Annotated in this window: 10 protein-coding genes; 9 read left to right on the forward strand and 1 reads right to left on the reverse strand. The window is 50.9% G+C overall.

Annotated elements, in window-relative coordinates; genetic code table 11:
- Positions 1–79 precede the first annotated feature (79 nt).
- The 8 genes from fliD to ACXAFR_RS09880 all read left to right on the forward strand — a co-directional run bounded on the left by fliD (position 80) and on the right by ACXAFR_RS09880 (position 9,886).
- Positions 80–2,836, forward strand: coding sequence for a flagellar filament capping protein FliD (fliD, locus tag ACXAFR_RS09845; protein WP_475176172.1), 2,757 nt, complete (start codon positions 80–82; stop codon positions 2,834–2,836).
- Between the two features lie 290 nt (positions 2,837–3,126).
- Entirely contained in the window at positions 3,127–4,104 is a 978-nt protein-coding gene (locus ACXAFR_RS09850; protein ID WP_475176174.1) for an NAD-dependent 4,6-dehydratase LegB, read from the forward strand.
- Positions 4,097–5,251 (forward strand): LegC family aminotransferase, encoded by a 1,155-nt coding sequence (locus ACXAFR_RS09855; protein WP_475176177.1) that lies wholly within the window; start codon positions 4,097–4,099, stop codon positions 5,249–5,251. Before ACXAFR_RS09850 ends, ACXAFR_RS09855 begins: the two co-directional genes overlap by 8 nt.
- Positions 5,244–6,407, forward strand: coding sequence for a UDP-N-acetylglucosamine 2-epimerase (gene neuC / locus ACXAFR_RS09860; protein ID WP_475176180.1), 1,164 nt, complete (start codon positions 5,244–5,246; stop codon positions 6,405–6,407). Before ACXAFR_RS09855 ends, neuC begins: the two co-directional genes overlap by 8 nt.
- Positions 6,408–6,440: 33 nt before the next feature.
- Complete coding sequence (gene neuB, locus ACXAFR_RS09865; RefSeq protein ID WP_475176182.1) at positions 6,441–7,517, forward strand: N-acetylneuraminate synthase; 1,077 nt, start codon at positions 6,441–6,443, stop codon at positions 7,515–7,517.
- A complete protein-coding gene (locus ACXAFR_RS09870; protein WP_475176183.1) occupies positions 7,510–8,100 on the forward strand; it encodes a NeuD/PglB/VioB family sugar acetyltransferase in 591 nt (196 codons plus the stop codon). Before neuB ends, ACXAFR_RS09870 begins: the two co-directional genes overlap by 8 nt.
- A 14-nt stretch (positions 8,101–8,114) precedes the next feature.
- Positions 8,115–9,167: a nucleotidyltransferase family protein gene (locus ACXAFR_RS09875; protein ID WP_475176185.1), complete on the forward strand. Its 1,053-nt coding sequence runs from the start codon at positions 8,115–8,117 to the stop codon at positions 9,165–9,167.
- A 14-nt stretch (positions 9,168–9,181) separates the two neighbouring features.
- The gene (locus ACXAFR_RS09880) at positions 9,182–9,886 is read left to right on the forward strand and encodes an acylneuraminate cytidylyltransferase family protein (protein WP_475176187.1); all 705 of its coding nucleotides are present in this window, start codon (positions 9,182–9,184) and stop codon (positions 9,884–9,886) included.
- Between the two features lie 16 nt (positions 9,887–9,902).
- Here the strand turns inward: ACXAFR_RS09880 and ACXAFR_RS09885 are convergent, their stop codons facing one another.
- Complete coding sequence (locus tag ACXAFR_RS09885; RefSeq protein ID WP_475176189.1) at positions 9,903–11,930, reverse strand: motility associated factor glycosyltransferase family protein; 2,028 nt, start codon at positions 11,928–11,930, stop codon at positions 9,903–9,905.
- Between the two features lie 206 nt (positions 11,931–12,136).
- Between ACXAFR_RS09885 and fliS the strand changes: the two genes are divergently transcribed.
- Complete coding sequence (gene fliS / locus ACXAFR_RS09890; protein ID WP_475176193.1) at positions 12,137–12,529, forward strand: flagellar export chaperone FliS; 393 nt, start codon at positions 12,137–12,139, stop codon at positions 12,527–12,529.
- Positions 12,530–12,614 lie beyond the last annotated feature (85 nt).

Raw genomic sequence — 12,614 nt, forward strand, 5'->3', positions numbered from 1 at the left:
CTTCAAGTTTTTCTCGTCCCGCCGATAAATACTTTAACCGCAGCACAGAAGCAAAAGGCTTCAACACAGGTTATTCATTATGGTGGACTCAGTAGACAGCACAACCATTGGCAGCAACATCATTACCGCGCTGGGTGCCGGCTCGGGTATTGATACAGGCTCTTTGACCTCTCAACTGGTCGAATTGGAAGGCTCTGTCAAACAGAACACCATTGATACCAAACGCGAAACCATTGAAGCGCAAATTTCTGACTACGGATTGGTTCGAAGTGCGTTGTCGACTTTGCAGGAAAGTGCAGATCTGCTCGGTAATTCAGAAACGTTTAATACCAAAACGGCGACACTCGGCGAAAACTCCAGCATCGTTCCAACCGAGCTGGCAGAAGAGGCTCCGGTGGGCAACTACGCGTTCACGGTAGAGTCCATTGCGCTGTCGCAATCACTGTCTACGAGCTCTTCCTACGAAGATCCCAGCTCTGCGGTGGGCAAGGGGACCTTGACGTTTAACTTTGGCGAATGGAGTGAGGATCTATCCACTTTTACTGGGGATACCTCGAAAGAGTCCGTTACGATAACCATCGATGACAGCAATAACTCTCTGACCGGGTTGGCGAACGCCATCAATGAAGCGGATATGGGCGTCAAGGCCAGCGTCATCAACGACGGTGTTGATGGCTATCGCTTGCTCATCAGCGCGGAAACCGGCGCGAAAAATCAGCTTTCCATTACCGCTGCAGAAAATGCCTCGGCTCCAGGGCTGGCGAGCTTCAATTTTGATGAGACAACACAGGCTATAACGCAACAGCAGGCGGGGACCGACGCTCAGTTGACCTTCAACGGGTTGCCCATTTCACGCAGCAGCAATGACATTGATGATGTTCTAGAAGGCTTCAAATTCAGTCTCGCCAAGGCCACACCCGGTGAGGTGATTACCGTCAGCATTACTGAAGACACGTCGGTTGCTCAGGAAGCCGTGCGTGGTTTCGTCGATGCGTTTAATGCCTTTTTAGAGGCGATCGAGCCTGCGATTGGCTACAACGAAGAGATTGAAGACAACGGCAGTCTCTACCGTGATGCCACCACCAAAACGATATTGAATCAGATGCGAAATCTGATCAGCTCTGCGGTACCGGGGATTGAAGAAGGCTTTAACGCGCTGGCTAACGTGGGGATTCAAACCGAACTGGATGGTACCATCAGTCTAAATGAAGAGATTTTCAGTGAAGCGTTCGCCAGCAACTATGAGTTGATTAAAGATATTTTTACCCCGCAGGCGTCTTCCAGCTCTGATTTCATTACCGTTAATGGCTGGGGTGATAAAACCACACCAGGCTCCTATGAAGTGGAAATCACTGCAGACCCGGAACACGGCTATCTGACGGGTACCGCTCCCTCTGGCTCTCTGTTGAGTGATTTGGCCTCAGCCAGCACCTCACCGGGTTACTATACGGGCTCAAGTGCCGCGTCCAGTTTATTGGATGATCTGCTGCCTTCGTCAGGCAATCTAACCGGTGAGGAAGTTACCGCGCCATTAAACCTTTTGACGAATGGTGCTGCCAGTGGCGACTATGATTTTGCAATTACGATTGATGGTGTGGATTCTGCTGCGCCCATCAGCTTGCCTGTCATCGACTATCTGAATTATGACGACATGGCGTCTGCGCTACAGCTCGCCATTAATTCAGACGCCAATTTTTCCGGTGTTTCGGTCGCTTATGATACGGATCACTTTGTCATCACTGGGACGGGCAGTGGCGTTGAGTCCACAGTCTCCGTAACGGACATTGGTGCAGCCGCAGAGACGCTGGGATTGAGCACAGGAACATCCGTTCCCGGCACCGGTGGTGCCAACGACTTTGACTTCAGTTTGACGGTGGATGGTGTTGGCTCTGGTGTTATCTCGTTACCGCCGGGCAGCTATGCGGACCAAGATTCTGTGGCTGCTGCATTGCAGACTCAAATCAATAGTGACAGCAACCTGTCCGGTGCAGGTGTTTCCGTCAATGTCACCTGGAATAACGACCATTTTGAGATCCAGTCCCAAAGCTCTGGTGAAGGCTCGACCGTTTCGGGATTGGCGCCTATTGGTGGACTGGCCAGTCGACTCGGGCTGAGTGATGGAGAAGCCACTGCGGGCTCCCTGGATACCCAGGAGTATGATTTTACCATCAGTGTCGATGGTTCCACGTCAGAAACCATCAGCCTAACCCCAGCTGCCTATGGCAGTAACGAAGAATTGGCAGCGCACATACAGGATAAGATCAATGCCGACCCGACGCTGGCAGGTGATAACAAATCTGTTGACGTTAGTTGGGACGGCAGCCAGTTTGTTGTCACCTCAAATGGTTGGGGAACGCAATCCACGGTTTCCGTAACAGCAGTAGGCTCTCGAGCGGCTGATCTGGGCCTTGACACAGGTACATCAACCGCCGGTAAGGATGTCGAAGGCACCATCGATGGTGAACCCGCTTTCGGCTCCGGTCAGGTGTTGCTACCCGATCTGGATGCCGAGTCTTACGGTTTGAAGTTTCTTATTGAGCCAGGTGCAACCAATGCAACAATCGGCTTTTCCCGAGGTTTCGGTGATGAGCTGAGTAAACTCATCGACGCCTATTTGGAGTCCGGGGGCATCATTGCTGGAAGAGAAGATAATCTGGAATCGGATTTGGACGATCTTGACGACGATCAGGATCGACTGGATACCCGTATGACCGCTTACCAAGAGCGGCTGCAGGCTCAGTTTTTGGCGATGGAAACCATTATCGCCAGCATTGATTCCGATGCCTCTTTTCTTGAAGATCTTGCCGACCGACTGCCGAATACGGCCAGTAGCTAATCCCGTCAAGTCTTCTTAGAAAGCACGTTTTAAAAGATTGTGCGCGCCCCTTGCAGGCTTCTCCTACGACGTCTTACGTCGGCTTTGGCTGGCGCGTTCACTCAGGCGCATTTCTTGCTGCACCCTTTATAGCGGGGTTAGGTGACGGATTTCCGCCAATATTCTGACTCCGTCCTATACTCAGGGTATTCCGTTAGTTTCCGGTCAAGCATTTTGACGTCTGGGAAAACAGGTCAGGCGCAACGGCGCATGATGAAACCAGTAGATGCGGCAGGTAGAAAAGGGGTTTTATGAAAGCACTGGTGACCGGCGCAGACGGTTTTATCGGTTCCCACCTAGTCGAGCTGCTGCTCGCCAAGGGTTGGCAGGTAAGAGCGCTCGCCCAGTACAATTCGTTTAATCACTGGGGTTGGTTGGAAGACGTGCCCGACCTAAGCGAGGTTGAGCTGCGCTGTGGTGACATTCGCGATGCCGCGTTTTGTCGTTCATTGGTTGACGATGTTGAGGTGGTGTTCCATCTGGCGGCGTTGATCGCGATACCTTATTCCTATCAGGCGCCAGATTGTTACGTCGATACTAACATCAAAGGCACTTTGAACATTTGCCAGGCGGCGTTGGAAAAAGGTGTGCGGCGCGTGGTCCACACATCCACCAGTGAGGTGTATGGAACGGCGCAATATGTTCCGATTGATGAGAAGCACCCATTGCAGCCGCAATCTCCTTACAGTGCCTCAAAGATTGCCGCCGATGCGATGGCCCTAAGCTTTTATCACAGCTTTGATTTACCGTTGGCGGTGGCACGGCCTTTCAACACTTACGGTCCTCGACAATCTGCGCGGGCGGTTATTCCCGCAATTATTGCTCAACTGGCCGCGGGGAAAACGGAATTACAGCTCGGCGAATTGGCATCAACCCGGGATTTTAATTTTGTCGGCGATACCTGTCGCGGGTTTCTCGCCATTGCTGATAGTGATGAGGCGATCGGCAAGGCACTGAACATCTGTACGGGAAAAGAAATCTCCATTGGTGATCTCGCCCACCGCATTCAGGTGATCATGGGAACGGATTCGCCCATTGTCACTGATGATCAACGACTGCGTCCTGCCGGATCGGAAGTGTACCGCCTTTGTGGTGACCACAGGGCTCTGGCCGCTCTGACGGACTATCAACCAGAAGTCTCTCTAGAAGAGGGGCTTCAAAAAACCATCAATTGGTTTAGCCAACCTGAAAACCTTCGTCATTATAAGGCCCACCTCTACAATGTCTGAGCCGCTTTTTGACTTTATTCGCAGCTGGTTTCCCGATGAAAGTCCCATCGCTTTGCATCGCCCATTATTGGGCGACCACGAAAAATGTTATTTAAGCCGTTGTGTCGACTCGTCGTTCGTTTCATCCATTGGGCCCATGGTCAGACAGTTTGAAGAGCGCCTCGGGCAGTACACTGGCCACAAACACGCAATCGTAACGGTCAATGGGACTGCCGCACTACACTTGGGACTTTTGGCCCTAGGGGCAGATGCCAACTGCGAGGTCATTATGCAGCCGTTGACGTTTATTGCGACGGCCAATGCAGTTAATTACACAGGGGCTGCACCGGTCTTTGTCGATATTGAAAAGCGTCACTTGGGAGTCTGTCCTCACAAGCTCCGTGACTGGCTGACGGAAAATACACGTCGTGATGGTAAACACTGTGTCAATCGGTCGACCGGTAAGCGCATATTGGGGTGTCTGTGTATGCATACCTTCGGCATGCCTTCGGATCTGGAGGGGTTGCGAAGTGTATGTCATGAGTTTGACATCGCTCTACTTGAGGACGGTGCTGAAGCCTTAGGTAGCTACTTCGCCGGTAGGCACGTTGGTCATGCCGGACGCTGGTTGGCCTTGAGCTTTAACGGCAATAAAGTGATCACGACCGGTGGCGGTGGTGCACTGTTGACAGACGACGATGTTTTGGCGGCGAGGGTTCGTCATTTGGCGACTACCGCGAAATGCAGCCATCCTTGGGAAACCTGCCACGATGAAGTTGGGTATAACTACCGTATGCCGAACATTAATGCGGCCCTGGGCTGTGCGCAACTGGATCGTCTTGACGCTATTCTCGCCGATAAGGTGGAACTGGCGAATGCCTATCGCCAACTCATGCATTCGCTGCCCGGAGATTTCGTCGAGGCTGCTGACAACACTCAGTCAAATAATTGGTTAAACACAATATTGTGTGAAACAGAATCCCAACGACGTTACCTGTTGGAGCGATCTGTCGAAGAATCCATTCAGTTGCGGCCGCCCTGGGAGTTGGTGTGCGACAGTCCCGCTTATCGCCATATGCAAAGAGGCCCACTGACTGTGGCGAGAGAAATGCAAGGTCGTTTATTGAATCTCCCGAGTTCCTGTCGCAGGAGATTAGCGGGTGCGTAATATTGCTGTTTTTACAGGAAGTCGCGCGGAATTTGGATTGCAACTACCTGTTTTGCAGAAGCTACAGGCAAGCCCAGAATGCACCTTGCAATTGCTGGTTAGCGGCAGTCATACCTCGGATTCTCATGGGCGAACCATTACTGATATTAAGGCGAGCGGTATTCCGATTGCCGCCATGATACCTGTTGAGAGTTCTAGCGATTCGGCGCTAGCTACAACCCAAATGATGTCGATTATTTTGTCACGAGTCGCTGAGTCTTTGGTTGAGTTAAAATCAGATTTGTTGGTAGTGCTGGGCGACAGATACGAGAGCTTCTGTGCTGTTGTGGCTGCGACTATGGTTGGTATTCCTATTGCCCACATTCACGGTGGCGAAAAAACAGAAGGTGCACTCGATGAACAGTTGCGCCACGGAATGACGAAATTATCACACCTTCACTTTACCGCTTTGCAAGAATACCAGCAGCGTGTCATTCAGATGGGGGAGCATCCCTCCCGAGTTTTTTGTGTTGGCGCTCTTGGCATTGAAGTACTGGAAAACCTCGTTTTGCCTGATCGTGCCGCACTGGAAAGCGATCTAGATGTGTCATTGAGTCAGACAACGTTTCTAGTTACCTGGCATCCGGAAACTCTGGCTGATGAACCAGAGCCCGCGCAAATCCACCAGGTTTTGGCCGCGCTGGATGCATTTCCTGATGCGACAATCATATTTACTGGACCCAATGCAGATCCAGGTAATTGTGTTGTTGAAACTGCTTTGAGAGATTATGTCGCACGTTCGCGGAGAGCTCGTCTTGTACCCCATCTTGGTCAGATCCGATATTTAGGTCTGGCGAAGCAGGTTAATGCCGTTATTGGAAACTCATCCAGTGGGATTTTAGAGATCCCAAGTTTAGGGGTTCCGACGGTGAATATTGGTGATCGCCAGAAGGGGAGAGTGAGTTCCGAGTCCGTCATCCACTGTGCTTGTCAGACTCAAGACATCGTTGCCAGTATTTCCCGGTCCCAAAGCGCTGATTGCCAGAAGCGTGCTAGTCGGAATATAAATCCCTATCGGGGAGATCAGCCAAGTCAAGATGTTGTTGATGTTTTGATCCGTTTCGATTTGTCTCTGTTACGTAGAAAGTCCTTCTATGATTTACCTATTGTCGCATAGCGTTAATTTTGCACTGACTGCGGAGGCTTGAAATTGACAGTCAAAATTATTGCAGAAGCAGGTGTTAATCACAATGGACGGTTAGATACCGCAATAGCCCTTGTAGATGCCGCAAAATTAGCGGGCGCTGATGTCGTAAAATTTCAGATCTTTTCCGCGAAAGATCTCGCCAGCAGTGTCGCGCCGATGGCTGCCTATCAAGTGCATAACCTAGGCCGTCGAGAGTCTCAACAGAGTATGCTGAAAAAACTCGAGTTGACCTCGGCGGAGCATCAGCAAATTAAAGAGTATTGTGACAGTCAATCGATCGGTTATCTCGCGTCACCCTTCGATCACGAAAGCCTGACATTTCTGTCCGACGAACTTCATGCAAACTGTGTGAAAGTGGCCTCCGGTGAAATTACTAATGGCCCTATGTTGCTAGAGATTGGTCGTCGACAGCTGGATGTTATTCTTTCAACCGGTATGTCAACACCTGAGAACATTGACAATGCACTGGCTGTGCTGGCGTTTGGGATGGCATTTCCCACGGAAACCCCAAGAGGACTTCAGGCGTGTCGTCGCTTACTTGGACAAGATAAATATCAATCCTTAGTGCGTGATAAAGTTTCTCTGTTGCATTGCACATCGCAATATCCAGCGCCGATAGATTCCGTCAATCTGCGAGCAATGGTAACCATGGCCAATCGCTGGGAGCTCGTGACAGGATATTCTGATCACACCTTGGGTATTACGGTGCCCATTGCGGCTGTCGCTCTAGGGGCTCGGATCTTGGAAAAGCATTTGACACTCGATCGCTCAATGGAGGGGCCGGACCACAGGTGCTCGTTGGAGCCAGACGAATTTACCATTCTGGTAAATTCCGTGCGAGAGGCGGAAGCTGCGCTCGGCTCGGCAGAGAAAGCACCTTCAGCGGTGGAGGAGGACACTCGCAACGCAGCTCGCAAAAGTATTCAAGCCAGAGACCCCATCGTCGCAGGCGATGTGATCCAGGCCGATCAATTGGTGATACGCCGTCCTGGCAACGGTGTGAGTCCAATGTTGTATTGGGATTTATTGGGACGCGAAGCGCTTCGAAATTACGACACAGGAGAGCCTCTGCGTGAGTAAGCCTGTTGTCATTATCGGGGGCGGGGGGCACGCCCTGGTTGTTGCCGATGCGCTGCTCAGTTGTCGCCAGCCGGTGCTTGGCATTATCGATCCTCACTTATCACCCGGTAGTGCCTGGCATATGAATTTGACGGTTTTGGGCGACGATGAGTTGTTGGGGCACTATGACCCTGAGCGAATTGTGTTAGCGAACGGTGTTGGCCAAATGCCCGGGCGTTGGCAGGAATCCAATCGCTATCGAATATTTGAAAGCTGGCGACTTCGGGACTATGTATTTACCAGTGTGGTTCATCCCCGTGCGTGCATTGCTCGTGAGGTGACAATTGGGCTTGGGGTTCAGTTATTGGCGGGTTGCGTCATCAATCCGGGCGCGCACATTGGCGACAATACCATTATTAATACCAATGCGACTGTCGAGCATGGTGTCACCATTGGTGATCATGTGCATATCGCACCGGGTGCTGTCATTTGTGGCGACGCAGTAATTGGCGATGGGGCTTTTGTTGGCGCTAATGCAACCGTCATCCAGCAACAGGTGTTAGCTGCGGGTGGTTTGGTTGCCGCGGGATGTTGCCTGAAGTGATTGGAGAGTTAGTCATGACATACAATTGGCAGAATGCGGTCGTCGCACCAGACTGCACAATCATCGAAGCCCTTAAAATTATCGATCGGGAAGCGACGCAAGCAGCATTTGTGGTAAATGAACAGCAGCATCTGGTGGGCTTGGTTACTGATGGCGACGTTCGCCGGGGCATTCTTGGCGATATCGGGCTCAACGAGTCAGTCACCCAGGTAATGAATGCGTCGCCAATTACCTGCCGGCCGGAAGACAGTCACAGTTCCATTCTGCGTTTGATGGATGCTAAAAAATTTCTTCACATGCCGATCATCGACGAATTTGGGCGCCTGGTAGAGGTTTTATCTCGCCAGGATATCGACAGTAAACCCGTGTTGGATAATCCGGTGTTTCTGATGGCTGGTGGATTTGGAACCCGACTTTATCCTTTGACAGAACGCTGTCCCAAACCGATGTTGAACGTGGGAACTCAGCCCATTCTGCAAACAATTTTGGAAAGCTTTGTCGAGCACGGGTTTCATCGCTTCTACATTTCCACTCACTATCTGCCTGAAATGATTCAAAACCATTTTGGGGATGGTTCGCGATGGGGGGTATCCATTCAGTACACGGAAGAGAAACAGCCTTTGGGCACAGCAGGTTCTCTGTCGCTGTTGCCAGACGACATTGGTAGCCTTCCGCTGGTTATGATGAATGGCGATATTCTGACGAAAGTGGATTTTAGTCGCTTGTTGCAGTATCACGTACAGTCTGCGGCCGACGCGACTCTGTGTGTGAAACAGCATGAATATCAAGTGCCTTATGGTGTTATTCAAAGTCAGGATTTCAAAATTGTCTCGATAGAAGAAAAGCCTGTATCTCGCTATTACGTTAATGCGGGTATCTATGTGCTCAGTCCGGATTTGGTGGCAAGGGTGCCAAAAGGCGAGCGACTGGATATGCCCACATTGCTGAACCGTGAAGCGGCTGCAGGTCGGCAAGTGAGCATGTATCCACTGGACGAATACTGGCTGGATGTGGGGCGGGTCAACGACTTTGAGCAGGCACAAAAAGATGCCGTCAGTTTGCTGTAAATACCATAGCGCCTATGTCTGATCCTGTTACATCCTCTCTCGCGTTAATTCCGGCGAGGGCGGGCAGTAAACGGTTGCCGGGAAAAAACCTTCGCAACCTCCAAGGCAAACCGTTGATTTGCTGGTCAATTGAAGCAGCCTTGTCTTCTCCGGGGGTTGATCGGGTCGTGGTATCTACGGACTGCCTTGATATCGCCGATATCGCCCGTCGTGCAGGCGCAGAGGTTCCCTTTTTAAGGCCGCCCCATTTGGCCACGGATTCCGCGTCCAGTATGGATGTCGTCTTGCATGCATTAACAGCCCTGGAAATTTCTGATACTACTATGGTGACCTTGTTGCAACCGACGTCGCCGCTGAGATCCTCGGACGATATCGATGCAGCTGCGAGAATGCACCATTCAAAAAAAGGGGATGGTGTGGTGTCTGTGTGTGCCTGTGAACATTCACCGCTCTGGTCAAATACGCTGCCCGACGACGGTTGCATGGCGGAGTTTATCCGCACTGAGGTTCAAGGCAAGCGCAGCCAAGATTTGCCGAATTATTACCGGCTGAATGGCGCAATCTATCTCTTTTCTGCGGCCTATTGGCGCAGTCATTCCCGTGGAGGTTTATTTTCCTCGAAAACCTTTGCCTATGTCATGCCGGTTGAGCGATCGGTTGATATCGATACGGGGTTTGACTGGCTCGTGGTCGATGCGCTGATGCAAGCGCGTCATTGACAGGGCGCGCAGCTATCTATCCCGTCGTAAAATTGTGAGAGTCATCCAGAGCCATCAAGTCGCCAGGGGCTCTCTCTAGAACGACCTGGTCAAACAGGGCGATTAGGCGCCGACGACCGAGATCATAGTAGTCGGCAATGGCGTCCTCACCGCCGGCGCCAGTACTGTAAAGACTGATAACCTGCAGCAGACTGTCGCACAGTGACCGTAGGACTGTATAAGTGACACCGTCAGTTGCTTTCATTGCCTCGATTTGACGAAAAATATCGTCTAAACGATCCATGGCTTCTACTTGCGTTGTCGGCAAAGATTGCTTCTCGATATACTCTTTAAGGGTTTGCACTTTACTGCGGATGGTGTTTTCCAGTACTTCCGGCTTTGGAAGTTTCGCCTTTAAATCGGCAAAGGCAGTTGAATGTAGTGCGGCCAGTGCCTTGGATTTGGCAATCGCTTTTGTCAGATGCAGTTCGGAAAGTTGAATTGTCACCGCGCCATCAATGAGAATCCCGTCGTTGGGGTTGTAGCAGGTGACGTCCCTGTGCGCGTGTAACAGGGTTTGAGCGCTGTCGCGGGCCAACTCAAAGACGGGGGTGGTGTAGATTCGCTCTCTAAAATTACCCTGGGCAGTTCCTTCCAGCCGATAAAATTTTGCGCCTTTTTCGGCGCTCAGTTCAAAATGCAAACTGTTGTCGGCATGGGTTCTGTCTGGAGCAATACTGCCGTAGTCGCAGCCAAGCAGACAGATCTCGCGAAATCCCAGTTCAATCGCAAAGCTCAAACCGCCATTGGTTACCGTGGGGTTGGCGCAGGCAACCCGTCCCACATGTTTCAACGCACTCACACTGCGTAGCAGGTCGACGCCAATGTCTCCTGCGTTGAGAAACAGTCGAGATTGTGCAAACTGTGCCAAGGTGTCTGGATGGACTTTGTTCGAGGCCAAAAGGCAGATGTTGTGCCGAACATCGTCTGGGGCATAACGAGGATAGAGCTCGGCAACCACTTTTCGGTGATCAATTTCTACTTGAAAATCCGGGCGAATCCCCGCGTTGGTCAGTGTCGATAGGGTACTGCCGCAGCAGAATATGACACAGGAGTCCTGATGATCCCGGATAAAGTCCAACTGCCCATCGAGGGAGGGACCATTACCGACAATAAGCGCGGGCGGCAAAGGCACAGATTTAACCGTTTCTTTTAAGAGCGCGTGTCCAGAAGAAAAGTTACTCAGACTGGCGGCTAAACTACCGGCTTCCTGAGTAAAGGCCTTGTTCGCGCGCGTGGCGAACAGCAGGGCATCACGGGTCATCGTACCCAGTTTGTTGTGGGACGGATTGTCCACATGGGTGTAAAAATAGGGTCGAATAACCCTGTGAGAGCCGATCTCATGGGGCAGATTTTTTATATCGATGGCCGCGTACTCTGGTGCCGTACCAATCGCGAAGCGAATCTCTCCTCGGCCATTTTCAACTAGGCGGGCGATGATCGATCCCCAGTCGACGGTATGAAGACTGGCATAAAAGGAATCGGGATTCGATTCATAGAGATACAAGGTATAAATCGTAAAGTGCCGTAGTAAAGCCTCAATATGATAGCCAAGGCCACAGCCTAGTATCAGCATATAGCCTACCGGTGTTTTCAGTGTTAGGCGCGGCGAATGATCAAGCTGTTGGAATTCTTTGAGAGTATCTCGATACAGATGATGTTGATCCTGGCGGCCACCGCTGTGGGTTGCTTTGTCGGTACTGGATTCGAGTTTGTACTTAAAAAAGCCCGGCTGAGATAAATAGTGTCGCACCTGCGCTTGTGCAAACTGGCGCGGCTCAATGGGGTAGACGGGGACTCCGCCACCGTGAATGTTTAAAAGATTGAGATGGCCGTTAGTATCTAACCCCAGTTGAAGTGTTTTGGGGGTATAGTCGTGAAACTTTTTAAAAATGGAGGGGTTGGAGTGACGAAAGTACTCTAGGTTTTTTTCTTTTTGCCGATGCAGAGTTAGTTGCAGTTGCTGGAGTTCTGTCTGGCGAATGAGTTCGTCAAGTTTTTCCATATTGTGCTTCCAGCCTTTTCGTCTGTCAAAATACTGTCGATAGATGCAACTCGCACAGTAAAGTGCAGAATCTATACCAAAATAAAGTGTCATTGACACTTTTACTGTGGCGCTTAAGTCCGCATAATTCTGCGAAATTCATTAAAGTCTTTTTGGCTTGGGTCGATAAGCTATATAACTGGCAACGTTTTATAGTCGAGGATTAGATGAACGCGCAGTCCGCATTAAAAAGTTACGGATCGGTCAAGCTGGATGCTGGCCTTTGTGAGGCTGATGGGTATCGTCTTACGCAGATGTTATTCGATGGTTTTCTTGAGCGCGTGGCTCAAGCTAAGGGCGCCATTCATCAAAAGAATATCGAGATGCGTGGCCGTAAAATCAATGAAGCCAGTCGCATCCTATTGGGGTTGAAATCCAGTCTCAATATTGAAGCGGGTGGTGAGCTGGCTGAAAACCTCGACGCACTGTATGACTATGTACAGAGAATTCTGGTGCAGGCTCATGCCAAATCCGATGAGGAAAAGCTCGACGAATGTGCTCGTCTCATTAACGAGGTGGCCACCGGGTGGCGCGAAATGGGCGAGCAGTTGAAGCAGTAAATGCGCTAACCGCTGTAGCACTAAAGGGGCTTTGAGCCCCTTTTTTTATGATAACGATTTTTTATGGTAAAAGTAGGCTGGCGGA

The organism is Pseudomaricurvus sp. ABR4_320 (assembly GCF_056159445.1).

Bases quoted from the DNA above. Each gene is read 5' to 3' on its own strand.
- fliD (WP_475176172.1), top strand. From the start codon at position 80: ATGGTGGACTCAGTAGACAGCACAACCATTGGCAGCAACATCATTACC.
- ACXAFR_RS09850 (WP_475176174.1), top strand. From the start codon at position 3,127: ATGAAAGCACTGGTGACCGGCGCAGACGGTTTTATCGGTTCCCACCTA.
- ACXAFR_RS09855 (WP_475176177.1), top strand. From the start codon at position 4,097: ATGTCTGAGCCGCTTTTTGACTTTATTCGCAGCTGGTTTCCCGATGAA.
- ACXAFR_RS09875 (WP_475176185.1), top strand. From the start codon at position 8,115: ATGACATACAATTGGCAGAATGCGGTCGTCGCACCAGACTGCACAATC.
- ACXAFR_RS09880 (WP_475176187.1), top strand. From the start codon at position 9,182: ATGTCTGATCCTGTTACATCCTCTCTCGCGTTAATTCCGGCGAGGGCG.
- ACXAFR_RS09885 (WP_475176189.1), bottom strand. From the start codon at position 11,930: ATGGAAAAACTTGACGAACTCATTCGCCAGACAGAACTCCAGCAACTG.
- fliS (WP_475176193.1), top strand. From the start codon at position 12,137: ATGAACGCGCAGTCCGCATTAAAAAGTTACGGATCGGTCAAGCTGGAT.